This is a genomic window from Streptomyces sp. NPDC041970 (assembly GCF_055588985.1).
In genome coordinates this window covers 15953-38998 of record NZ_JBVJCD010000002.1, presented here as the reverse complement: position 1 = coordinate 38998, position 23046 = coordinate 15953, and the positions used below count along the sequence as shown (strand labels likewise).

22 protein-coding genes are annotated in these 23046 nt (G+C 74.6%); 13 read left to right on the top strand and 9 right to left on the bottom strand.

Translation table 11 applies throughout. The annotated features are described in order from the left end of the window. Positions 1 to 50 precede the first annotated feature (50 nt). The 4 genes from ACZ6EJ_RS01455 to ACZ6EJ_RS01440 are packed head-to-tail and all read left to right on the top strand — an operon-like array spanning position 51 to position 3601. The gene (locus tag ACZ6EJ_RS01455) at positions 51 to 1475 is read left to right on the top strand and encodes an MFS transporter (RefSeq protein ID WP_469263677.1); all 1425 of its coding nucleotides are present in this window, start codon (positions 51 to 53) and stop codon (positions 1473 to 1475) included. A 27-nt stretch (positions 1476 to 1502) separates the two neighbouring features. Further along, positions 1503 to 1979 (top strand): DUF2771 domain-containing protein, encoded by a 477-nt coding sequence (locus ACZ6EJ_RS01450; protein ID WP_469263676.1) that lies wholly within the window; start codon positions 1503 to 1505, stop codon positions 1977 to 1979. Positions 1980 to 2028: 49 nt separating this feature from the next. Next, positions 2029 to 2736 (top strand): futalosine hydrolase, encoded by a 708-nt coding sequence (locus tag ACZ6EJ_RS01445; RefSeq protein WP_469263675.1) that lies wholly within the window; start codon positions 2029 to 2031, stop codon positions 2734 to 2736. Further along, positions 2714 to 3601, top strand: a complete 888-nt coding sequence (locus ACZ6EJ_RS01440; RefSeq protein WP_469263673.1) for a 1,4-dihydroxy-6-naphthoate synthase — start codon at positions 2714 to 2716, stop codon at positions 3599 to 3601. The genes ACZ6EJ_RS01445 and ACZ6EJ_RS01440 overlap by 23 nt, the downstream gene beginning before the upstream one ends. Positions 3602 to 3610: 9 nt before the next feature. Here ACZ6EJ_RS01440 and ACZ6EJ_RS01435 read toward each other — a convergent pair whose 3' ends face one another. After that, positions 3611 to 3994, bottom strand: a complete 384-nt coding sequence (locus ACZ6EJ_RS01435) for a cold-shock protein (RefSeq protein ID WP_006126557.1) — start codon at positions 3992 to 3994, stop codon at positions 3611 to 3613. Between the two features lie 166 nt (positions 3995 to 4160). On the opposite strand from ACZ6EJ_RS01435, the gene ACZ6EJ_RS01430 reads away from it, so the two are divergent. Continuing rightward, complete coding sequence (locus tag ACZ6EJ_RS01430) at positions 4161 to 4400, top strand: hypothetical protein (protein ID WP_469263671.1); 240 nt, start codon at positions 4161 to 4163, stop codon at positions 4398 to 4400. Between the two features lie 304 nt (positions 4401 to 4704). Here ACZ6EJ_RS01430 and ACZ6EJ_RS01425 read toward each other — a convergent pair whose 3' ends face one another. Then, a complete protein-coding gene (locus tag ACZ6EJ_RS01425) occupies positions 4705 to 5340 on the bottom strand; it encodes an HAD family hydrolase (protein ID WP_469263670.1) in 636 nt (211 codons plus the stop codon). Between the two features lie 220 nt (positions 5341 to 5560). On the opposite strand from ACZ6EJ_RS01425, the gene ACZ6EJ_RS01420 reads away from it, so the two are divergent. The 4 genes from ACZ6EJ_RS01420 to ACZ6EJ_RS01405 are packed head-to-tail and all read left to right on the top strand — an operon-like array spanning position 5561 to position 9521. Further along, a complete protein-coding gene (locus ACZ6EJ_RS01420) occupies positions 5561 to 6598 on the top strand; it encodes a FecCD family ABC transporter permease (protein WP_469263669.1) in 1038 nt (345 codons plus the stop codon). After that, positions 6595 to 7665, top strand: coding sequence for a FecCD family ABC transporter permease (locus tag ACZ6EJ_RS01415; RefSeq protein ID WP_469263667.1), 1071 nt, complete (start codon positions 6595 to 6597; stop codon positions 7663 to 7665). The genes ACZ6EJ_RS01420 and ACZ6EJ_RS01415 overlap by 4 nt, the downstream gene beginning before the upstream one ends. Further along, on the top strand, positions 7662 to 8540 hold the full coding sequence (locus tag ACZ6EJ_RS01410) for an ABC transporter ATP-binding protein (protein ID WP_469263665.1): 879 nt from the start codon (positions 7662 to 7664) through the stop codon (positions 8538 to 8540). The genes ACZ6EJ_RS01415 and ACZ6EJ_RS01410 overlap by 4 nt, the downstream gene beginning before the upstream one ends. Before the next feature lie 3 nt (positions 8541 to 8543). Beyond that, positions 8544 to 9521, top strand: coding sequence for an ABC transporter substrate-binding protein (locus tag ACZ6EJ_RS01405; protein WP_469263663.1), 978 nt, complete (start codon positions 8544 to 8546; stop codon positions 9519 to 9521). A gap of 19 nt (positions 9522 to 9540) precedes the next feature. On the opposite strand, the gene ACZ6EJ_RS01400 is transcribed toward ACZ6EJ_RS01405, so the two are convergent. Beyond that, on the bottom strand, positions 9541 to 10494 hold the full coding sequence (locus ACZ6EJ_RS01400) for a hypothetical protein (protein ID WP_469263661.1): 954 nt from the start codon (positions 10492 to 10494) through the stop codon (positions 9541 to 9543). Between the two features lie 982 nt (positions 10495 to 11476). Between ACZ6EJ_RS01400 and ACZ6EJ_RS01395 the strand changes: the two genes are divergently transcribed. Then, complete coding sequence (locus tag ACZ6EJ_RS01395; RefSeq protein ID WP_469263660.1) at positions 11477 to 13954, top strand: helicase-associated domain-containing protein; 2478 nt, start codon at positions 11477 to 11479, stop codon at positions 13952 to 13954. A gap of 76 nt (positions 13955 to 14030) precedes the next feature. Here the strand turns inward: ACZ6EJ_RS01395 and ACZ6EJ_RS01390 are convergent, their stop codons facing one another. Together ACZ6EJ_RS01390 and ACZ6EJ_RS01385 are read right to left on the bottom strand one after the other, a co-directional pair. After that, the gene (locus tag ACZ6EJ_RS01390) at positions 14031 to 14657 is read right to left on the bottom strand and encodes an RloB family protein (RefSeq protein ID WP_469263658.1); all 627 of its coding nucleotides are present in this window, start codon (positions 14655 to 14657) and stop codon (positions 14031 to 14033) included. Next, a complete protein-coding gene (locus tag ACZ6EJ_RS01385; RefSeq protein ID WP_469263656.1) occupies positions 14602 to 15981 on the bottom strand; it encodes an AAA family ATPase in 1380 nt (459 codons plus the stop codon). Before ACZ6EJ_RS01385 ends, ACZ6EJ_RS01390 begins: the two co-directional genes overlap by 56 nt. A gap of 174 nt (positions 15982 to 16155) precedes the next feature. On the opposite strand from ACZ6EJ_RS01385, the gene ACZ6EJ_RS01380 reads away from it, so the two are divergent. The 3 genes from ACZ6EJ_RS01380 to ACZ6EJ_RS01370 all read left to right on the top strand — a co-directional run bounded on the left by ACZ6EJ_RS01380 (position 16156) and on the right by ACZ6EJ_RS01370 (position 19020). Next, positions 16156 to 16908 (top strand): YqjF family protein, encoded by a 753-nt coding sequence (locus tag ACZ6EJ_RS01380; protein WP_469263654.1) that lies wholly within the window; start codon positions 16156 to 16158, stop codon positions 16906 to 16908. 152 nt (positions 16909 to 17060) lie between these two features. Next, complete coding sequence (locus tag ACZ6EJ_RS01375; protein WP_469263653.1) at positions 17061 to 18704, top strand: DNA repair helicase XPB; 1644 nt, start codon at positions 17061 to 17063, stop codon at positions 18702 to 18704. Positions 18705 to 18714: 10 nt separating this feature from the next. Then, positions 18715 to 19020, top strand: a complete 306-nt coding sequence (locus tag ACZ6EJ_RS01370) for a hypothetical protein (protein ID WP_469263652.1) — start codon at positions 18715 to 18717, stop codon at positions 19018 to 19020. 282 nt (positions 19021 to 19302) lie between these two features. Here ACZ6EJ_RS01370 and ACZ6EJ_RS01365 read toward each other — a convergent pair whose 3' ends face one another. The 4 genes from ACZ6EJ_RS01365 to ACZ6EJ_RS01350 form a co-directional block, all read right to left on the bottom strand. Further along, positions 19303 to 19974 carry a pyridoxamine 5'-phosphate oxidase family protein gene (locus ACZ6EJ_RS01365; protein ID WP_469263651.1) on the bottom strand — a complete coding sequence of 224 codons (672 nt, stop codon included), beginning with the start codon at positions 19972 to 19974 and terminating at the stop codon, positions 19303 to 19305. A gap of 9 nt (positions 19975 to 19983) precedes the next feature. Further along, positions 19984 to 20526 (bottom strand): HPP family protein, encoded by a 543-nt coding sequence (locus tag ACZ6EJ_RS01360; protein ID WP_469263650.1) that lies wholly within the window; start codon positions 20524 to 20526, stop codon positions 19984 to 19986. A gap of 109 nt (positions 20527 to 20635) precedes the next feature. Next, positions 20636 to 21994: a vanadium-dependent haloperoxidase gene (locus ACZ6EJ_RS01355; RefSeq protein WP_469263649.1), complete on the bottom strand. Its 1359-nt coding sequence runs from the start codon at positions 21992 to 21994 to the stop codon at positions 20636 to 20638. Between the two features lie 243 nt (positions 21995 to 22237). Beyond that, entirely contained in the window at positions 22238 to 22855 is a 618-nt protein-coding gene (locus ACZ6EJ_RS01350) for a CGNR zinc finger domain-containing protein (protein WP_469263648.1), read from the bottom strand. Positions 22856 to 23046 lie beyond the last annotated feature (191 nt).

Sequence of the window (23046 nt, the reverse complement as noted above, 5' to 3'; positions counted from 1 at the left end):
CCGCGGACGATCACCCGTTCATCCCGGCCGGGTTGGGGCACTATGACGGGGTGACTGCCGCCAGGTCGCACGACGGCCCCGGCCCGCTCCGCAGGGCGGGACGGGCGGTCGGCCGCGCCCTGCACGCCCCGTTCACCGGAACCGCCCGCTCCATCCGCCGGGCGACGCACGCCCACGGCGCCGGTGAGTCCGGTCTCGGCAAGCTGATCGAGCTGCACGCGGTGAACGGCGCGGGCGACGTCATGATCACGGTGGCGCTCGCCTCGACCGTCTTCTTCTCCGTCCCGACGGACGAGGCCCGCGGCCGGGTCGCGCTCTACCTCGCCATCACCATGGCCCCCTTCACCCTGCTCGCCCCGGTGATCGGACCGCTGCTGGACCGGCTGCCGCACGGCCGCCGGGCGGCGATGGCGGGCGCGATGCTGGCCCGCGCGCTGCTGGCGCTCACCATGTCGGGCGCGGTCGCCACGGGCGGCCTGGAGCTGTATCCCGCCGCGCTCGGCGTCCTGGTCTCCTCGAAGGCGTACGGGGTGGTGCGCAGCGCGGTCGTGCCGCGGCTGCTGCCACCGGGTTTCTCGCTGGTGAAGGCCAACGCGCGCGTCACCCTGGCCGGGCTCCTGGCCACCGGGGCGGCGGCCCCGATCGGGGCGGGCCTCCAGAGCGTCGGCTCCGCCTGGCCGCTGTACGGGGCGTGCGCGATCTTCGCCGTGGGCACGTTCCTCGCCTTCACCCTGCCGCCCAAGGTCGACTCCGCGAAGGGCGAACGCCGGGCGCGGCTGATCGACCCGCACGGCGGGACGGCCCCGCCCCGGTCCGCGCCGGGCCGCGGCGGCAGCACCCCGGCGGGCGCGCGCCGGAGGAACGGGGAACCGCGGCCGCCCGGTCTGCGGTCCGTCGGCGGGTCCGTCCTGCACGGCCTCCAGGCCAACGCGGCGCACCGGGCGCTCTCGGGCTTCCTCATCTTCTTCCTGGCGTTCCTGCTGCGCGAGCACCCGCTGGCCGGGCAGAGCGCGGCGGTCTCGCTCGGCATCGTCGGCGTCGCGGCCGGGGTCGGCAACGCCTGCGGCACGGCGGTGGGGTCCTGGCTCCGGGCGCGCGGCCCGGAAGTGATCATCGCCACGGTGCTGGGGCTCGCGCTGGGGGTGGCGGTGGCGGCCGCCGTGTTCTTCTCCACGGTGCTGGTCGCCGCGCTCGGCGCGGTCGCCGGCTTCACCCAGGCCCTGTCGAAGCTGTCGCTGGACGCGATGATCCAGCGGGACGTCCCCGAGGAGGTCCGCACCTCCGCGTTCGCCCGGTCCGAGACGCTGCTGCAGATGGCGTGGGTGGTGGGCGGCGGCATCGGCATCGCCCTGCCGCTCAACGCGGTGCTCGGCATGTCCGTCGCCGCAGGCCTGCTCGCGGTCGGCGCCGCCGCCTCCGTACGGGGCCTCCTGGGGGCCGCCCGACGCGGCACGCCGCACCCCCGCGTGGCGTGAGCTGAGCCGACCGATAGCCTTCGGCCCATGACCGTTGCGTTCTTCTCCGGTAAGGGCCGTCGAATCGGCGTCGCTCTTGGTGCCGTGTCCGCGGGACTCCTCGTCCTCTCCGCCTGCGACAAGCCGACGCCGCTCGCCACCGTGACGGTCGGCAGCGACTCGGTGAACGCCGAGGCCACCTGCTACAACGACGGTGACGCCATCAAGGAGTCCCTCGTCCAGAAGTGCCTGAACAAGAAGGCCGAGAAGACCATAAAGGTCTCCATGGACGACAAGGTCCGCTTCGGCGTCGACCCCGAGGTCGCCGAGCACGGCTGGACGCTCTTCATCAACGGCCAGCAGGCCGAGCAGGAGCCGTTCGAGAAGACCTACCGGTCGATCCCCGGCAGCGCGTTCTTCGCCAGCCAGACCGGTCAGCCCGCCGACAAGACGAACATCTCCATCGTGGAGACCCGCGGCAAGAAGCTCACCGGCATCTGGCAGTTCGAGCTCAAGAAGGACTGACCCGCCCCGCTCCCCGCCCTGTCCCCTCCTCGACTCCGAGGACGTCCCTGTGCGTGTGCTCGTCGTGACCGCTGTCCCGGTGGAACGGGACGCGGTCACGCGTGCGTTCGGGGGCGTACGGGAGACCTCGGCGGTGCCGGGGGCCGCCCTGCACCGCTGCGGCGCGTTCGACGTCCTGGCGGGCGGCGCGGGCCCGGCCGCCGCCGCCGCGGCCGCCGCGTTCGCCCTGGCGTCGGCCCCGGAGCCGTACGGCCTGGTCGTCTCGGCCGGGATCGGCGGCGGGTACACCCCGGTGACCCCGCTCGGCTCGGCGGTCGTGGCGAGCGCCATCGTGGCGGCCGACCTGGGCGCGGAGAGCCCGGAGGGCTTCCTGCCCGTCACCGCGCTCGGCTTCGGCCGCGACCGCTTCACCCCGCCGCCCGCCCTCGTCCGGGAGGTCGCGGCCGCCGCGGGGGCCGCGGCGGGGCCCGTGCTCACCGTCTCCACCGCGACCGGCACCGCCGACCGCGCCGCCGCCCTGCTCGCCGCGCATCCGGGCGCGCTGGTCGAGGCGATGGAGGGCTTCGGGGTCGCGGAGGCGGCCGAGCGGGCCGGGGCGGACGTCCTGGAGCTGCGGGCCGTGTCGAACGCCGTCGGCCCCCGCGACCGGGACGCCTGGCGCATCGGCGACGCGCTGGCCGCGCTCACGGCCGCGTTCGGGAAGACCGCGCCCGTACTGGAAGGTTGGAACAGCCATGACGACCCGCACCGACGCTAGCCGCGCCCCGGCCGAGGACCCGATCTCGATCGCCTTCTCGCCCTGCCCCAACGACACCTTCGTCTTCGACGCCTGGGCGCACGGCCGGGTCCCCGGTGCGCCCCCGCTGGACGTCGCCTTCGCCGACATCGACGTCACCAACGGCATGGCCGAGCGCGGCGAGCTGGACGTCCTGAAGGTCTCGTACGCCGTCCTGCCGTGGGTCCTGGAGGAGTACGCGCTGCTGCCGTGCGGCGGAGCGCTGGGCCGGGGCTGCGGGCCGCTCGTCCTGACCAGGGAGCCGGGGCTCGACCTGACCGGCCGGACCGTCGCGGTGCCGAGCGAGCGCTCGACGGCGTACCTGCTGTTCCGGCTGTGGGCGGCGCAGACGGTGCCGGGCGGGGTCGGCGAGGTCGTCGTGATGCCGTTCGACGCGATCATGCCCGCCGTGCGGGACGGGAAGGTGGACGCCGGGCTCGTCATCCACGAGGCCCGCTTCACCTACCAGAACTTCGGGCTGCACAACCTGGCCGACATGGGCCGGCACTGGGAGGACACCACCGGGCTGCCGATCCCGCTCGGCGCGATCATCGCCAAGCGCTCCCTGGGCGCGCCGACGCTCCTTCGGCTGGCCGACGCCGTGCGCCGCTCGGTCCGCCTCGCCTGGGACCACCCGGAGGTCTCGCGGCCCTACGTCCTGGAGCACGCCCAGGAGATGGACCCGGCCGTCGCGGACCAGCACATCGGGCTGTACGTGAACGCGTTCACCGCCGACCTCGGCGAGGACGGCTACGCGGCCGTCCGCGGGCTGCTGACCCGCGCGGCGGCCGAGGGGCTGGTGCCGCCCCTCGGCCCGGACGCGCTGGCGTTCCCCGCCGCGCCCTGAGACGGGGGGCTACACGTCGAGCTGGTCCGCGACCGCGCGCAGCAGGCCCGCGATCTTCGCGCCGGCGGCCTTGTCCGGGTAGCGGCCGCGCTCCAGCTGCGGGGTGATGTTCTCCAGGACCGTCGTCAGGTCCTGCACGATCGACGCCAGCTCGTCGGGCTTGCGGCGCTGCGCCGCCGCGACGGACGGGGTGGGGTCGAGGACCACCACGGAGAGCGCCTGGTCGCCGCGCTGCCCCGCGACCACGCCGAACTCCACGCGCTGGCCGGGCTTGAGCGCGTCGACCCCGGCGGGGAGTACCGACGAGTGCACGAAGACGTCGCCGCCGTCGTCGCGGGAGAGAAAGCCGAAGCCCTTCTCGCTGTTGAACCACTTGACCTTGCCGGTGGGCACGTCTGTCCTCGTCCTCGTACTCGTCGGTGTGCGGGAGAGCCTGAACACGGCTCCGGATAGCAGGACAGCGGGTCACCGTGACCCGCTCGGTCCCAGGCTAATGGCCCTACGCCCGGTGACAAGACGCCGCCGGAGAGTTCCTGCGCGCTGGGACTACCCTGGTGCCGTGCGTACTACTCCTTCCGGCGCCGGCGACCGGCTCGTTCAGGTCGGCGCGATCGTTTTCTTCATCGGCGCGCTGGCCACCCTGGTCACGGTGGCGCCGCTGTTCCTGGGCACGGACCCGTTCCCGCCGATCGCCTACGCGGTCTGCATGTTGATGGGCGTGGGCTTCCTGATCGCCGGGGCGGGCGTCGTGCGCTCGGCCTGGACCAGCTCTCCCAAGCGGTCCGCGAACCGGGCCTGAAACCGCCGCCGGGTGGCCGGTGATCGGTGCGGGCCCGACCGGGCGCGCCCGCGCCGAGCCGGGCGGTGACGGCGGCGGCTCCGGGGCTTCCGCGCGCGTCGAGGCGTCTCGGCCTCCGCCCGGCCTGACCGGACCGGACCGGCAGGGACGGCCTCCTCCGCCCGGCCCCGACCTCCTCCGCCCGGCCGGACCGGACCGGACAAGACCGGCGGGGGCGGCCCCCGCCGCCCGTCCCCGGCCGGTCAGCCCTCCCCGGCCCCCGCCGCCCGTCCCCGACCTCCCCGACCTCCCCGGCCGCGCCGCCCTACGCCGCGCGGTCCGCCGCGAAGGCCGTGAGCCAGGCCGGGAAGCCGGTCAGGTCCTCCAGCACCACGTCCGCGCCCTCCGCCCGCAGCTCCGCCGCGTCGCACGGGCCCGTCGCCACCGCGAGCGACAGCGCCCCGGCCGCCCGCGCCCCGCGCACGTCACCGGTGTGGTCGCCGACGTACACCTGCGCGCCGTGCTCCCGCAGGGCCTCGCCCTTCGCCTCCGCCCACAGCCACCCGATCACCGCGTCCGGCTCGATCCCGAGGTGGGCCAGGTGCAGCTTCGCGTTCGGCTCGTGCTTCGCCGTGACGACGATCGCCCGCCCGCCGAGCGCCCGCACCGCCTCCACCGCCTCCCGCGCGCCGGGCAGCGCCCCGGTCGGGGCTATCGCGTGGTCGGGGTAGAGCGCGCGGTAGCGGTCGGCGGCGGCCGGCACCTCCTCCGCCGGGAACCAGTGGGCCAGCTCCGACTCCAGCGGCGGGCCGATCCGGCTCACCACCAGGGCGTCGTCGATCGGCACGCCCGTGGCGGCGGACAGCGCGCGGTAGGCGGCGGCGATGCCGGGGCGGGAGTCGATGAGGGTCATGTCGAGGTCGAAGCCGACCGTCAGGGGGTGCGCAAGCGTGGAAGCCATGTCCGCCATTGTGCCGACCCACCGCCGTCGCCCTCGAAATCGGGCCACCTAGACTTAGCCAAGCCTTACCAACCCGGAGCCGTGCGCGCTGCCCGCAGCGCGACCGGAGCCGGACCCTTCCCCGTACCCCCGCGCACACCCAGCGCGTACGCGGGGCGGGTCCGTCCTCTCCGCATCACCGTCCGTCCGGGTTCGCCCGTATCCGTCCCGATGGGGTCAGATGTCAGCACCAGTGCCGGTGCCGGTCGCCGCGCCGCGCGCCCCCCGCCTCTCCCGACGCGCGGCGTCGATCGCCGCCGCTGTCGTGGCGCTGCTGCTGGCCGTCCTGCTGAGCCTCGCCGTCGGGGCCCGGTCCATCCCCCCGGCGGAGGTGTTCGACGCCCTGCTGCACGGCGGGCGCTCCGACGCCGCCGAGGTTGTCCGCACCATGCGGGTGCCGCGCACCCTCATCGGGCTGATGGTCGGCGCGGCGCTGGCGCTCGCGGGCGCCGTGCTCCAGGGCATCACCCGCAACCCCATCGCCGACCCCGGCATCCTCGGCATCAGCCAGGGCGCGTCGGTGGCGGTGGTGCTGGCCATCGCGTACGCGGGCGTCCACACGCTCACCGGGTACGTCTGGTTCGCCTTCGCGGGCGCGGCGGCCGCGTCCGTCGCGGTGTACGCCATCGCCGCCCGCGGGCGCGGCGGCGCGACGCCGGTGAAGCTGGCGCTCGGCGGGGCCGCGGTCAACGCGCTGCTGGTGTCGGTGACGACGGCGGTGCTGACGACGAAGGCCTCCGCGCTGGACGAGTTCCGCTTCTGGCAGGTCGGTTCGATCGCGGGCCGGGAGGCGGACGTCGTCCAGCAGGTCTGGCCCTTCCTGCTGCTGGGCGCCGTGCTCGTGCTGGCCGTCGCCCGCGGCCTGGACGCGCTCGCCCTCGGCGACGACGTGGCGAAGGGTCTCGGGCAGAACGTGGCGGCCGTACGCGTCGTCGGGGGCGTCGGCGCGACGGTGCTGACCGGGGTCGGGGTCGCCGCCGCCGGGCCGATCGCGTTCGTCGGGCTCGCCGTCCCCCACATCGCCCGCACGCTCGTCGGCGGCGACCACCGCTGGCTCCTGCCCATGGCGGCGCTCCTCGGGCCCGTGATGCTGCTCGTCCCGGACGTCGTCGGCCGGGTCGTGTTCCCGCCGGGCGAGGTCCCGGCGGGCGTGATGACGGCCCTGATCGGGGTGCCGTTCCTGGTCGCCCTCGTACGCCGGAAGGCGGTGCCCGCATGAGCGACACCCTCCAGCGGGTCCGGCCCGCCGGGTACGCCGTCGTGAAGGCCGGGCCGCGCGGCCGGTTCCTGCTGCACCGGCGGGCCTCGCTCGTCGCCCTCGCCCTGGTCGTGCTGCTGGCCGCCGTCTGCGTCGCCTACCTCTGCGTCGGCGAGAGCTTCGTCGCGCCCGGCGAGGCGGTCCGGGCCGCCCTCGGGCAGCCGTCCTCGGCCGAGCTGGTCGTGGGCACCCTGCGGCTGCCCCGGATGGTCGTGGGGCTGCTCGTGGGCGCCGCGTTCGGGATCGCCGGGGCGCTGATCCAGACGGTGGCCCGCAACCCGCTGGCCAGCCCCGACATCATCGGCATCAGCCAGGGCGCGAGCGCCCTCACGGTCGGCGCGATGACCTTCGGCGTCACCTCGTACACCGTCCTGCCCTACCTCTCCGTCATCGGCGGCGTGGCGGCGGCGGCCCTGGTGTACGTCTTCGCCTGGCGCGGCGGGCTGCACGCCACGCGCTTCGTGCTCATCGGCATCGGCTTCGCGATCGCGCTGCGGTCGGTGACCACGCTCTTCCTGACCAAGGGCGACTACCTGGTCGCGCAACAGGCGCAGATCTGGATGACGGGTTCGCTGAACGGGCGCGGCTGGCCGGAGGCGGCGCCGATCGGCTGGACGCTGCTGGTCCTGCTGCCCGCCGTGCTGTGGGCGGCCCGCGCTCAGCGCACCGTCACGCTGGACGACGACACGGCCACCGCGCTGGGCGTGCGCCTGGGGCGCGTACGGCTCGGGCTCGTCGCACTCGGCGTGGTCCTGGCGTCCGTGGCGACCGGCACGGCGGGCCCGGTGGACTTCGTGGCGCTGCTCGCCCCGCAGATCGCCCGCCGGATGACCCGGACCGCGCAGATCCCGCTGCTGTGCTCGGCGCTGCTGGGCGCGGTGGTCGTCGTCCTCTCCGACCTGCTCGCCCGCAGGCTGTTCTCCCCCACCGAACTGCCGGTGGGCGTCCTCACGGCGGCGGTCGGCGCCCCGTACCTGATCTGGCTGATCATCCGCGGTCACCGCGGCCGCACGGGAGGCATCGCATGAGCCCGACGACCGACACCACCGGAGCCGGGGCCACCGCGCCGACGAGCCGGCTGGCGACCCGCGCCCTGACCCTCGCGTACGAGGACCGCACCGTCGTCCACGAACTGGACCTCGCGGTGCCGGACGGCCGGGTCACCGTCGTCGTCGGCCCGAACGCCTGCGGCAAGTCCACCACCCTGCGGGCGCTCGGCCGGCTCCTGAAGCCGCGCGGCGGGGCGGTCCTGCTGGACGGCGCCGAGCTGGCGCGGATTCCGACGAAGCGGATCGCCCGGTCCATCGGGCTGCTCCCGCAGACCCCGGTCGCGCCCGAGGCGATCACCGTCTCCGACCTGGTCGCCCGCGGCCGCCAGCCGCACCAGTCCTGGTGGCAGCAGTGGTCGGAGGAGGACGAGCGGGCGGTGACCGACGCCATGGCCCGTACGGACGTCTCGGCGCTCGCCGACCGTCCGGTGGACGAGCTGTCCGGCGGCCAGCGCCAGCGGGTGTGGATCGCGATGGCGCTCGCCCAGGACACGGACCTGCTGCTGCTCGACGAGCCGACGACGTACCTCGACATCGCGCACCAGGTGGAGGTCCTGGACCTGGTGCGCCGGCTCGTCGCCCCCGCCCCGGACGGGACGCGCGGCCGGACCGTCGTCACGGTGCTGCACGACCTCAACCAGGCGGCCCGGTACGCGGACCACCTGGTCGCCATGAAGGCGGGCCGGATCGTCGCCGAGGGCCGCCCCGCCGACGTCGTCACCGCCGAGCTGGTCCGCGAGGTCTTCGGCCTGGACGCCGTCGTCGTCCCGGACCCGGTGACCGGCTCCCCGCTCGTCGTCCCCGGCGCCCCCTGGTCCCCCGCCCCCGCCCCTGCCCCCGGAAAGGCCCTCTGAGCCATGCCCCTCCACCACCGCGCCCGCGCCCTCGCCGCCGTCTCCCTGACCGCGGCCGCCGCGCTGACCCTGGCCGCCTGCGGCTCGTCCGACTCCTCCGGCGGCTCGTCCGCCACCGCCTCCTCCGACGCCACCCGTACGGTCCGGACGGCGATGGGCGACGTCAAGGTCCCCGCCGCCCCGCAGCGGGTGGTCGTCCTGGACACCGCCGAACTCGACTCGGCGCTCACCCTCGGCGTGAAGCCGGTCGGCGCGACCCACGCCGACGTGCAGTCCGGCTTCCTGAACTACCTGCCGCGGAACCAGGTCGCGGGCATCAAGGACGTCGGCCAGATGATGACCCCGAACCTGGAGGCCATCGCCGGACTGAAGCCCGACCTCATCCTCACCAGCAAGATCCGGCACGGCGACAAGTACGCCGAGCTGAGCAAAATCGCGCCGACCGTGATGACGGAGAACACCGGCTACCCCTGGAAGGAGAACTTCCAGGTCCACGCGGAGGCCCTCGGCAAGAAGGCCGAGGCGAAGATGGTCACCGACGAGTACGCCGAGCACGTGGCGGACGTGACCAAGGCCCTGGGCGGCAAGGAGAAGGCCGCCGCCACCGAGGTCAACGTGGTCCGCTTCGTCGAGGGCGCGGACATCCGCATCTACGGCAAGAAGAACTACATCGCCACCATCCTGGCCGACGTCGGCCTCGGCCGCCCGGCCATCACGGACAAGGCGGCGGACGGCTTCTCCTACGACGTCAGCCCCGAGAAGATCGACCTCGCGGACGCGGACGCCGTCTTCCACTCCACGTACGGCGACCCGAAGAAGGCCAAGGAGACGCAGACCACCGGCAGCGGCCTGTGGAAGAACATGTCCGCGGTGAAGAACGACAAGGTCTTCGCGGTCGACGACCAGCTCTGGATCCAGGGCATCGGCTACACGGCCGCCGGCCAGATCCTCGGCGAGCTGCAGAAGAACCTGCGGAAGTGAGACGGGGCCCGCACGGGCCTCACGCCCGCCTCCGCGCCCGCCACACCAGGTAGAGCGCGGAGGCGAGGGCGGCGACGCGCAGGACCACCGGCCACGCCCCGAGCAGCACCTCGCGCAGCGCGCCCTCCCGGACGGGCTCGCCCCAGCGGCCGTCCAGCCGCCCCCACACCCACGCCAGGGCCCCGGCCGCCACCACGCCGGGCAGCCCCAGGGCCGCCCACTTCGCCTCCCGCCGGGACAGGGTGCGCGAGGTGTACGCGATCAGCCAGCCGCCCGCCAGCGGCAGCAGGGAACCGGTCACCACCCCGGCGACGAGCAGCGCGGCGGCCAGGAGCAGCAGCGGGTGGCCGAACCCGCGCCGCGCGGGCACGGCGACCGCGGCGGGCGCGGCCGCCGCGGCTTGGGCAGCCGCCGCCGCGGCCTTGCGGCGACGGAGCTTCAGCAGCCGCAGAGCGCGGCGGGGGCCGGTCCTGCGGTCGGCGGCCGCCGCCTGTTCGGTGGGGGCCGCGTCGCCGTCGGCGGGGGCCGTGCCGCCCTCGCCGTCCTCTTCTTCCTCTACGGGCTCGCCGGGCTGTGCCGGTCGCCGCAACAGCTCGGGGGCCTCGATGCCGCCGGAGAACCCCGGAACGCGGACGCCGTCGTCGAAGGGGCCCGGCTCCAGACGCCACCAGTCGGGCTCCCCGTCGGCGTCCCCCTGCTGGTCCTGGCCCAGGACGTGCGGGGCGGAGGGGTCGGGCCAGGCGCGGACCGGGACGTCGTGGGATGCGCCGGGCGCGTCGTAGGCGTCGTGCGGGGCGGTGCGGGGGGCGCCGTGGGGGCCGCCCTCGGGGACGGCGTACGGGCTGCCGCCGGGCAGGTCGTCGGGGGCGGCCGTCGGACGGGGCACGAACGCGGCCTTCGCCCCGGAGGCGCGCTCGGGGCGTGCGCGGTGGCGCGCGTCGCGGGCCGCGCCCTGGGCCCCGGACCGGCGCACGCCCGGACGCTCGTCGCGTACGGCGCCCTGGGCCTCACCTCGGCGTACGCCGTCTGCCTCGGCCCGGCGTGCGTCCTCTGCTTCGGCCCGGCGTACGCCGTCTGCCTCGGCCCGGCGTACGCCGTCGCTGTCCGCACCCCGTACGTCGGGGGACTCCGCGTCGCGGCCCTGGCCGGGCCGGCGGCCTTCGCGGGGCTGGCGGCCTTGGCTGGGCTCGCGGAAGACGCCGGACCGGCCGGGCGCACCGGGCAGGTGAGACCCACTGGAGCCATCAGCCCCACCGGGCCCACCAGCCCTACCAGGCCCACCAGGCCCACCAGGCCCACCAGGCCAGCCGGGCACGTCAGACCCATAGGACCCAGCAGACCCACCGGACCCAGTGGTCGCGCCAGCACCGCCCGCCCCACCACGCCCACCGGTCGCGTCAACCCCACCGGCCCCACCGCGCCCGTCGTCCGCCCCGCCCCGGCGGTCCGCGCGCGGCGACGCGCCCCGGCCGAAACCGGCTTTCCACCCGCGGGGGGCCGCTGGGTCGGCGGGTCGGCCGTCGTCCGCGGCCGCGCTCCTCGGCTCCCCCGGCTCCTTCGGCTCCCTGCGGAGGAGTCCGCCGCGAGGGCGGGGCAGGGAGCGCCGCAGTCCGCCCGCCGCCGGGGCGGGCCGCGCGGACGGCGGGGGGAGCGTGCCGTCGGCCGACTCCGCCGCCGCCGCGACCAGCGCGTCCGGGCTGCCCAGCCTGCCGATGATGCGCCGCACGGCCGCCGGGGAGTCGGCGCCCTCACTCGCGCGCTGCCGGTCGATCTCGTTCCGGAGCGTCGTGACGAGGCGCATCCGGGCGCCCGACGGCAACTGCTGTTGCTGGGCCAGGTCGCCGACCCGGCTCAGATAGTCGTAGACGAGCTGGTCGCTCTCGATCCCCACGCGGCGCATCTCCCTCTACCGGCCCTGCCCCGACGGTAGCGTTCCAGCGGCTACCGTGGGGCGGATGGGGACGACCACACCACCGCGCACGCTCGCCGAGGCCCTGCGTGCTCGGGGCGACGAATCGCTGGCCGGGCTGCTGCGCGCCCGCCCCGATCTGCTCAGCCCGGTGCCGAGCGACATCACGCAGCTCGCCACGCGGGCCGGTACGCGGGCCTCCGTCGTACGGGCGTTGGAGCACCTCGACCGGTTCGCGCTCCAGACGGCCGAGGCGCTGGCGGTGGCCCCGGACCCGGCGCCGTACGCCACGCTCCTCTCCCTGCTCACCGGCGACGGGCTCGACGACGGCGACCAGTGCGACGACGTGGGCGCGGCGGTCGCCGCCGCGCTGCCCGGCGCGCTGGCCACCCTGCGCGAACAGGCCCTCGTCTGGGGCGAGGAGGACCGGCTGCGGCTGGTGCGCACCGCCCGCGAACTGCTCGCCCCCTCGCCGCAGCACCCCTCTCCCACCGGTCTCGGCCCCACGGTCGCCGAGGCGACGGCCGGGATGTCGCCGGGGCGGCTCCAGGCGATCCTGGAGGCGACGGGGCTGCCCGCCACGCACGACCCGGTGTCCGCCGTCGCGGCGCTGTCGGCGCTGTTCACCGACCGGACGAGGATGGCGGAGCTGCTGGACACCGCCCCGGTGGAGGCCCTGTCGGTCCTGGACCGGCTGGTGTGGGGCCCGCCGTACGGGGAGGTCACCCCGAATCCGACGCCGCCCGTGAAGTGGCTGCGCGACCGGGGGCTGCTGCTGCCGGTCTCCACGCGCACGGTGGTCCTGCCGCGCGAGGCGGCCCTGCACCTGCGCGCGGGGCGCGCGCACCGCGTGCCGGAACCGGTGCCGCCGGTCGTCGTCGCGGCCGCCGAACGCGATCCACAGGCTGTGGACAGAGCGGCGGCCGGGCAGGCGTTCACGGCGCTGTCCACGGTCGAGGAGCTGCTGACCCTCTGGAACGGCGGCGGCCCGCCGATCCTGCGCGCGGGCGGGCTGAGCGTCCGGGAGCTGAAGCGCGTCGCGAGCGCCCTGGACGTGACCGAGCCGATCGCCGCCTTCTGGATCGAACTCGCCTACGCGTCCGGCCTCGTGGCCGCCGACGGGGCGACCGACGAGCGGTACGCGGCGACGCCCGCGTCCGACGAGTGGCTGGACCTCCCCGCCCAGGACCGCTGGACGCACCTGGCCACCGCGTGGCTCGCCGCCACCCGCACTCCGGGCCTGGTCGGCGGCCAGGACGCCAAGGGCCGGGCCCTGTCCGCGCTCGGCCCGGACCTCGACCGCTCGGCCGCCCCGGAGGTCCGCCGCCGGGTGCTGGCCCTCTTCGCCGAACTGGCCCCCGGCACCGCGCCCGACCCGGACACGCTGCTGCGCCGGCTGCGCTGGGAGCGCCCGTTGCGCGGCGGAGCGACCCCGTCCGGCACGGCGGGCGCGGGCGACCTCCGGTCCCGGCTCGCCCTGTGGACGCTCAACGAGGCGGAGTCGCTGGGCATCACGGGCCGGGGCGCGCTCTCCGCACAGGCCCGCGCGCTGCTGGACGAGGGCCCGGACGCGGCGGCCGCCCGCCTCGCCCCGCTGATCCCCGAACCGCTGGACCACGTCCTGCTCCAGGCCGACCTGACGGCGGTGGCCCCCGGCCCGCTGGAACGCCCGCTGGCCCAGACGCTGTCGGTGCTCGCGGACGTCGAGTCGAAGGGCGGGGCGACGGTCTACCGCTTCACGCCCGGTTCGGTGCGCCGGGCGCTGGACGCCGGGCAGGCGGCGGCCGACCTGCACGCGTTCCTGGCCGCGCACAGCCGTACGCCGGTCCCACAGCCGCTGAGCTACCTGATCGACGACGTGGCCCGCCGCCACGGCCACCTGCGGATCGGGGCCGCGTCGGCGTACGTGCGGTGCGACGACGAGGCGGTGCTCAACGAGATCCTGGCCGACCGGCGCTCGACCGGTCTGCGGCTGCGCCGGCTGGCGCCCACGGTCCTGGCCTCCCAGGCCGACCCCGGCGCCCTCCTCGACGCGCTGCGCGAGATGGGGTTCGCCCCGGCCGCCGAGTCCGCCGAGGGCGACGTCCTGATCACCCGCGCCGGCGCCCGCCGCACCCCGCCCCGCACACCCCCGGCCCCGGTCCCCGAGGGCCCCCCGGTCCCGGACGAGACCCTCCTCGGCGCGGCGGTGCGGGCCATCCGCGCCGGCGACACGGCCGCGCGGGCCGTCCGCAAGGACCCCGCCGAGGGCCCCGCGGGCACGTCCGCCACGTCCCCCGGCTCCCTCCCGCGCACCACCCCCGCCGAGACCCTGGCCACCGTCCAGGCGGCCGCTATGACGGGCTCCGCCGTCTGGATCGGCTACGTCAACGCGGACGGCGCGGCCAGCCAGCGCGTCATCGCCCCGGTCCGCGTGGAGGGCGGCTTCGTCACGGCGTACGACCACACGGCCGACGAGGTCCGCACCTACCCCCTGCACCGGATCACGGGGGTGGCGGAACTGGCGGACGAGGGAACGGCGTAGAAGCACGTCCCGCCCGCCACGCCCGCGTTCGGTCGGCGGCCCGAGGACGCGGGGAGCGGGACGTGCGCCAGCGGCCTCACGGGTGCCGGGCCGCCCGCAACAGGCCCACCAGGCGGTCCACGTCCGTCCACGGGTTGTCCCGGTACCCCTGCGACGCCCGCCGCCTCAGCTCCTCCGCACGCTTCCGCGCCGCGGGGAAGCCGTCGCGCAGGCGGTCGTACTCCAGGTGCTTGCGGGTGCTGGAGTAGCCGCAGACCCCGAGCTTCTCCAACTCCCTCTGGGCCGCGTCCGACGTGCTGTACCCCGTCACGTCCCGGAAGTGGAGCATGATCCACAGCTCGAAGCAGGGATTGGTGAGCGCCACCTCGACCCCGTGCCGCCGGGCGAGCGCCACCGCCTCGTCCAGCCCGGCGTGCGGCGCCGGGGCTTCGACGTCGATGACGCACCACACCTCGTCGTACGCCGTCCGGCGGTCCAGCGGCGACCGCGGGGCGCGCTCCTTGTGCTCGATCGCCGCGCGCACCAGCGACCGCGGCTCCCCGTGCTCGCCGCCGAGGCAGAGGGAGACGGGCAGAGACCGCAGGTCGGCCCGGAGCCCCTTGAAGTACTGGTCCTCGGTGCGCTCCCCCTCGCAGTAGATGAGGAACCTACGCTGCTCCGGGCGTGCGCCCTTCGTCCGCTTCAGCGGCTTTCCCCGCTTCACTCCCACCCCCATGCCGGAGAGCCGCGGTCACGTCCCGCAGCAGATCGTCGTCCAGATGCGGCACCGCCCCGTAGCGTCCGCCGAGGTAGCGCCGCTCCAGGTTGTCGCCCGCCGAGCGCACGGAGAACTCGGTCAGCGGGAAGAGCCTGGTGGCCAGGGTGCGCGGGTCCTTCTCGGTGAACCAGACCTGGTCCCGGAAGAGTTCGGTGCGCACGTTGCGCCCGAGCAGCGCCGCCTCGTGCGTGCTGAAGACCAACTGCGCGCCCGTGCTGTTGGTCCGAGGAGACTGGAACATGCCGACGAGGGCGTCGACCAGGTACGGGTGGAGCCGGGCGTCCAACTCGTCCACGCAGAGGACCCCGCCCGCCGCCAGGGTGGTGACGACGGGCCCGATGAGTCCGATCCACGTGCGCGTGCCGCTCGACTCGTGCACGAGGTCCAGCGGGAAGACGCCGTCCGCCGTCCGGTGCTCCACCCTGACCCGCTGCCCGGCCTCCCTCTGCACGTGCACCTTGTCCCCCAGCGCCTCGCGCAGCGCCCGCGTGATGCGCTGGTGGTCCTCGCGGACGCTCTCGTCCCAGTCCTCGATCTCCAGCCCGGACACGCCGAGGTCGGCGAAGCGCAGCAGGTCCAGTACCGGGTTGCCCGCCGAGCCGTCCCGCCCTTCGAGGCAGAGCCGGACCGTGTGGTCGAGCCGCTGGGGGAAGTCGTGGTCGGTCGCCATGCGCAGGCCGGAGTGGAACCACCGGAAGACCTCGCCGAGCTGGTCGTGCCCCTGGGCGGCGGCGACGGACAGGTACAGGCTGTTCGGCCGGAGCAGTTCGGCGATCAGCTTCCGCCGCCCGGTGAGCCACCGCCCGAAGGCGACCACGTCGTCCGCGCCGCGCTCGTACAGCCGGCGCTGCCGCCCCTCGGGGTAGTAGTACAGCCACTCCTCGGTGACGCGTTCGTCGTCGACCGAGAAACCGAACTGGTGGTGCACCCCGCCGACGACGAAGTCGACCGCGAAGGAACTGGGCCGCTCGGCGGCGCCGGAGCCGAGGGCGAACGGGCGGCGCGGCACTCCTCCGCTGGGGTCCCACCGCCGGAACGAGCTGAGGACCGCCGACCGCATCCAGCCGATGGAATCGATGACGTTCGACTTCCCGGACGCGTTGGTGCCGTAGACCGCGACGACGGGAACGGCGGACTCGCCCCCGCTCGGCGTCGGGAACTCGGCCCGCTCCGGGTGCCGGTCGGCGGCGACGAGGGACAGCTCCTGCTCCTCCAGCAGCGAGGCATGATTCGTGACCTGGAACCGCAGCAGCATGGCCAGCCCTTCCAAGCATCGAACGGTGTCGTTACACGCTTCGTATCGTCATGACCTGACGATAGTGCCCGTGAAACGGCATTGCCTAGGGATGCCACTCGTCCGGGTGGGCCCGACGCCGCCCTCACCGGGGAGGATCTGCCCCACCGCCCACGCGGGGGCCGCCGGCCCGTCTGCGATGCTGCGGGGATGTCCTTCACCGACCGGAGCCCCGAGCCGATAGCGCCCGATCCCCCCGCCGCGCCCGCGCGGCCGCTGCTCACGCAGTCGTGGCTCGACCTCGCGTTCCTGCACTGGGCCGTCGACCCGGCGGACGTCGCGCCGCTGCTGCCGCCGGGGACCGTGCCGGACACGTTCGAGGGGACGACGTACGTGGGGCTCGTGGCGTTCCGGATGCACCGGGTGGGGTGGCTCGGGCTGCCCGGCGTCCCGTACCTGGGGTCGTTCCCCGAGACCAACGTCCGGCTGTACTCCGTGGACGAGCGCGGGCGGCGCGGTGTCGTCTTCCGCTCGCTCGACGCCTCGCGGCTGCTTCCGGTCCTGGTGGCGCGGGCCGCGTTCCGGTTGCCGTACGTCTGGTCCCGGATGGGCGTGGCGCGTTCCGGCGACACCCTCACGTACACCAGCACCCGACGCTGGCCCGGTCCGCGCGGGGCGCGGAGCAGGATCGTGCTGCGGGCCGGGGAGGCGATCGGGGAGCCGACGCCGCTGGAGCACTTCCTGACCGCCCGCTGGGCCCTGCACACCGGGTTCCACGGGCGGACCCTGTACCTGCCCAACGTCCACCCCCGCTGGCCCCTGCACCGGGCGGAGCTGGTCGACTGCGACGAGGACCTGGTGGCGGCCGCCGGGCTGCCCGCGCCGGCCGGCGACCCGGTGAGCGTGCTGTACTCCCCCGGCGTCCCGGTCCGCTTCGGCCGGCCCCCCGCCCGCACGCCCTGAGCCGGGGGCCCGAGCGGGTCGCCCTGAGCCGGGGGGCCTGCACCGGGAGCGTCCTGGGGCGGCGCACGCCCATCCCGTACCGGCCCCCGATGCGGCACACTGGACGTTTGGCCGCATCGGCGGCCGCAACCCCGCAGAAAGGGCCGAAGCGCGTGACCGGACCCCTCATCGTCCAGAGCGACAAGACGCTGCTCCTCGAAGTCGACCACGAGCTGGCGGACGCCTGCCGCCGGGTGATCGCGCCGTTCGCGGAGCTGGAGCGTGCGCCCGAGCACATCCACACGTACCGGGTCACCCCGCTCGGGCTGTGGAACGCCCGCGCCGCCGGGCACGACGCCGAGCAGGTCGTCGACGCGCTCGTCGAGTACTCCCGCTACCCCGTGCCGCACGCGCTCCTGGTCGACATCGCCGAGACGATGGCGCGGTACGGGCGGCTCACCCTGTCCAAGCACCCCGTGCACGGACTGGTCCTCACCGCCACCGACCGGCCGGTGCTGGAGGAGATCCTGCGGTCGAAGAAGGTGCAGCCGCTCGTCGGCGCCCGGATCGACCCCGACACCGTGGCCGTGCACCCCTCCGAGCGCGGGCAGATCAAGCAGACGCTGCTGAAGCTCGGCTGGCCCGCCGAGGACCTCGCCGGTTACGTGGACGGCGAGGCCCACCCGATCGAGCTGGCCGAGGACGGCTGGGCGCTGCGGCCGTACCAGCGGCAGGCCGTCGAGGGGTTCTGGCACGGCGGCTCGGGCGTCGTGGTGCTGCCCTGCGGCGCCGGCAAGACCCTGGTGGGGGCGGGTGCGATGGCACAGGCCAAGGCGACCACGCTGATCCTGGTCACCAACACCGTCTCCGCCCGGCAGTGGAAGCACGAGCTGGTGAAGCGGACGTCGCTGACCGAGGACGAGATCGGCGAGTACAGCGGGACGCGGAAGGAGATCCGGCCCGTCACCATCGCCACCTACCAGGTGCTGACGACCCGGCGCAAGGGCGTCTACCCGCACCTGGAGCTGTTCGACTCCCGCGACTGGGGCCTGGTCGTCTACGACGAGGTGCACCTGCTGCCCGCGCCGGTCTTCAAGTTCACCGCCGACCTCCAGGCCCGCCGCCGGCTCGGGCTCACCGCCACCCTGGTGCGCGAGGACGGCCGCGAGTCGGACGTGTTCTCGCTGATCGGACCCAAGCGGTTCGACGCCCCGTGGAAGGAGATCGAGGCGCAGGGCTACATCGCGCCCGCCGACTGCGTCGAGGTACGGGTCAACCTCACCGACGCCGAGCGGCTGGCGTACGCCACGGCCGAGGCGGAGGAGAAGTACCGCTTCTGCGCGACCACGGCCACCAAGCGGAAGGTGACCGAGGCGCTGGTGCGCAAGCACCAGGGCGAGCAGACCCTGGTCATCGGCCAGTACATCGACCAGCTCGACGAGCTGGGCGAGCACCTAAACGCCCCGGTCATCAAGGGCGAGACCAGCAACGCCCAGCGCGAGAAGCTCTTCGACGCGTTCCGCAACGGGGAGATCAGCGTCCTGGTCGTCTCCAAGGTCGCCAACTTCTCCATCGACCTGCCGGAGGCCACCGTGGCGATCCAGGTGTCCGGGACGTTCGGCTCGCGGCAGGAGGAGGCGCAGCGGTTGGGGCGCGTCCTGCGGCCCAAGGCCGACGGCCACGAGGCCCGCTTCTACTCGGTGGTCGCCCGCGACACGATCGACCAGGACTTCGCGGCGCACCGCCAGCGCTTCCTGGCCGAGCAGGGGTACGCGTACCGGATCGTCGACGCCGACGAGCTGCTGACCGAGAGCTGAGGGGCGGACCGTGCCCAGGGTGCTCGGGCCGGTGGACCGGGCCACCCCCGAGCAGCGGCGGCTGATCGACGTGGGCGTGGGGCACTGGCGGCGGATGGCCCCGGAGGACGCCCCGTTGAGCGTGGGGCTCCTGCCGGACGACGGTGCCGTGGTGGTCGCGCACGCGGTGCGCGGCGGCGGCCGGATCTACGTGGCACCGGACGGGTCCGCGCTGTTCGCGGGATCGGCCGCGCCGCCGCACGAGGCGGTCGAGGCGTTCCGCGCGGGGCGGCGGACGCCGCCGGAGCGGTTCCGCCGACGCGGCGACCGGGCGTAGGGCGCGGGAGCGTAGGGGCGTTGGCCGCCGGGCCCCGGGCCGCGTCCGGCGCGCCGGCGCCCGAGCGGTGGTGGTACGTCCGGGGCGGAGTGCGGCCGGATCGCTTCGGGACGGCGGGGCCGGGGGGCCGTGGTCGCCGGCGTTGCGTGAGGCTCACCGGGTCTGCCCGCGGCGGGTCCCGGCGCCGTGGGACGACCGGCCCGTGGGCGGTGTCGGCCGACGGCTCCGTGCCGTGGTCAGTCGGCGGTGCGCTTCCCGCCGGCGGGGTCGGGGATGCCATGGTCAGTCGGCGGTGCGCTTCCCTCCGGTGGGGTCGGGGATGCCGTGGTCGGTGAGGGCTCTGCGCAGGGCGTCGTTGTCCTGTTCGAGACGGTCGATGCGGGCCCGGACCGGGTCGAGGGCCTGCTCGAATTCGGCGGCGGTGAACCGGGGGGTGATGTGCTGCGGACAGTTCCAGTCGAAGGCCTCGACGTCGATGACGACCAGGCGCTCGACGACGAGGGGGTGGCCGTAGTCGACGGGCCGGAGCCGTTCGGCGAGGCGGGGGTGGTCGGCGAGGGCCTCGACGCGGGCCCGGCCGAGGATCTTCAGCCGGGTTTGGTGGGGGTAGTCCATCAGGATCAGGGCGACGCGGTTCTCGCTGTCGAGGTTGCCGTTGGTGATGTACTGCCGGTTTCCGCGGAAGTCGGCGAAGGCCAGAGTGCGGCCGTCAAGCGGTTGCAGGAAGCCCGGAGGTCCGCCGCGATGCTGGACGTAGGGCCAGCCGCCGGTGTTGACGCTGGCCAGGTAGAAGCTGTCCCGCTCGAGGACGAACTCCTGCTCGTCGGGGCCCAACCGGTCGGGTTCCGGGCCCGCGGCGGCCGCCATGTGCCGGTAGGCCCTCCCGCTGCCGACGGCGTCCTGGTGGTGCTGTACGTCAGGGGTGAACAGCAACTGGGCGTAGCGGCTCGACACGGGGAGAGATCACCACCAGTAGACGGGGTAGCGGGGGGCTGCGGGGTCGAGCGCGGAGCGGGCGAGGCCGACGGCGACCAGGACGACGGTGGCCAGGGCCAGGAGCGCGAGGAACAGCAGCGTCGGGGGCTGCGTGACGACGACGATGACGGCGGTCGCGGCGGCGGGGGAGTGCGGGGTGCGGGCGAGCATCATGGCGCCGAGGGCGAGGCCGCCCGCCAGAGCGGCGGCCCAGGTGGAGGATCCGGCGGCGGCGAGGGTGAGGAAGCCGACGACCGCGGAGACGAGCTGTCCGCCGATGACGCTGCGCGGCTGGGACAGCGGCAGGGCCGAGGCCCCGTAGACGAGGGCGGCGCTGGCGGCGAGCGGCGGAACGAGCATCGGCTGGTGCAGGACGGCGCCGATCGCGACGAGCGCGGTCAGAGCGGCGACGGCCGCGGTGGTGGAGACGGCGACCGCGACGAGCGGGGGCCGGGCCGGGGCCTTGCTCGCCAGGCGGCCGGGCACGGGCGCCGGGGCTTCGGGGACGGCGGTCAGCGGTGTGTCTGCCATCGGTCAGCAGCTCCTGTTGGTGCGGAGGAGGGGAGGGGAGAAGGGGTGTGCCGGGGCGGCCGCCACGGGGGGGGAAGGGCGGCGCCCCGGCACACCCGGGGGTGTGGGGCTAGAAGCGGGCGACGGCCTTGTGGGCGACCTGGTAGCCCAGCGTCAGCGCGGCGGCGTTGTCCCACTCGTAGTGGACGCCGATGTACTTACGGCTGGCGGCCTTCTCCCGGGCGGCGGCGGTGAAGGAGGTGAAGGTACGGGTGACGCCCTTGGCGTACGGGTCGTCGGTGCCGGCGGTGAACGTCAGGTCGTTGCGGTTGAAGTGGTTCTTCACCGCACCGGCCCACGCGGCGGCGATGCCGGAGTGGCCGGAGACGTAGGCCGGGAAGTTCGGGCTGAAGCTGTTGCCGGCCGTGTCGCTCTCCAGCGGCTTCCAGGTCGGGTCGGCGACGAGATCGGGGTTGGGCACCTGGTCGGCGAAGTTGATCGCGTGCTCCGGGCGCCACAGGTCCCAGTCGGTGTTGAACTTCGAGTCCCAGATCGCGATGGCGGCATCCGCGAGGGAGACCGACAGCTTCGCGAACAGCTTGGCGGAGTCGAAGGAGGTGCCGTGGGGCCGGTGCTGCTTGTAGATCGCGATGGTGTGGTCGTACTGCTGGCCCACCGGCTTGTAGGTGCCGTCGACGTCGTTGGCCCAGTAGTGCGCGATCTGGGTCTGCTCGGGTGTGCGGACGGTGGAGTTCTTACCGCCGATCGCCTTGATCTCGTTGACCTGGGCCGCGTACTCGGGGCTCTTGAGCATCTGCTCCGGGGTGGTGAACCCGGCCGGCTTGGCCGGACGGAACTCCGAGCCGCTGGTGAGCGTGAACGGCTTGACCTTGCCCCAGTTCGCGCCCCCGACCGGCTTGTTGGGAGCCGGGATCCAGTGGCCGGGGCCCGCGGTGGCGACGTACGGGGTGGTGTCGGTGGACCCGTCGTTGGCGCGGTCGGTGATGATCGCGTTGGCGGTCTTGACGCCCAGTCGGCTGCCCAACTGCTGCTGCTCAGCGGTCCCGCGGTCCGGCAGGGCACGGGCGGCGTCGAACGCCGCGGTGAAGTCGACGCTCGGGAAGGCGCCCTTCAGCGCGGTGTACGCGGCGTGGTCGACGGCGGAGTCAACCGCCCCGGTCTGGGACGCCGCGGAAGCGTCCTTGGTGAGGTACGGCTTGCCGATGGTCGAGATGGAGTTGACGGCGTCGTAGATGGCGAGGTTCATCATGGCGCCGCCGCGGGTCAGCGGACCCGGTGTGCCGCCGACCTGGCGGAAGGCGTCCAGAAGGGCGTTGTTCCAGTACAGGACGCGGTCGGGCGTCGTACGCGTGTCGGAGCCCGTGTCCAAGGGGGCCGCGTTGGCGGGGGCCGTGGAGACGGCGGCGGCCAGCACGAGGCCGGCGATGGCGGCCTTGGCGGAACGGCGGCTCGGACGTATGGAAGGCATCGAGGGTCCTTATCTGTCTGACGGCAGTTCATCGCCCCGGTGGGGCCGGCCCGAGGTCGGACAGGCCGGGGAGGGGCGGTGGAGCGGGACCGTGGGCGCAGCGCGGCTGGTCCGCTCTCGAAGGTAGGGCCGCGGACAGGGGGTTCCCGATCGCTTCGCAGATGCCTGATATGGGAGGGACCGATACCAGCACGTCACCCGACCTCTAACGCTGATTCCAGAAAGAAGCATTAGACACTTCGGTCAATCGCTGGGGGTGCGATGGCGGCTGTAGTGGCGTGCCGCGCGGGCCCGGTTGCCGCAGCCCGGCGAGCACCACTCGCGCCGCGGCGGGTTGCGTTCGAAGTAGAGCACGCAGCCCGGCGCGAGGCAGGGCTTGATGTCGACGCTTTCGCATATCAGCAGGGTGACGGTGGAGTGGGCGAGTTCGGCCTGGCACTCCAGCAGGGGGCTGCACGAGCCGGCCCGGGCGGCCGTCGGGCGGCCGTCGGCGTTCCACAGCAGGACGGGCCAGGAGCGCCCGAGGCCGCCCGCCCGGTTCAACTGGGCGACGTCCCGCTGGTCGGGCGCGTGTTCGTGCGTGCGGGCGTCGATGAGCCGGCGTGCGGCATCGCGCAGTTGCTGGAAGCCGATCACGTCGGCCGGACCGACGTGGCGCAGGGTCTCATCGGGCAGGTCGGTGGTGAAGCGTTCGCGGCAGGCCCACAGCCACCAGGTCAGCTCCCCGGGTCCGGCCAGGCCGTCGCGCAGGGCGCCGCGCACGGCGTAGTGGGTGTTGACGAACTCCAGGGCGAGAGGCTCTCCGAGCAACGGCGGGCCTTCGGCGGGGGCGTGGGGGGCGGGGGGCGCGTGGGGGGTCATGCGGTGTCCTTCAACGGGCTTACCTTCCGGCTGACTTGCCGAGGGAGGCGACGGCATGTCACGATCACATTCTAACGGGGGTATCCGCAGAGACGCGTTAGAATCCTGATGCGGCAGGATACGCTGCGCCGGCACTCGAGGCGAGTGCGACGAGGAGGGCCGGTGCGACCCGGAGGAGCGTTCTCGCAGAA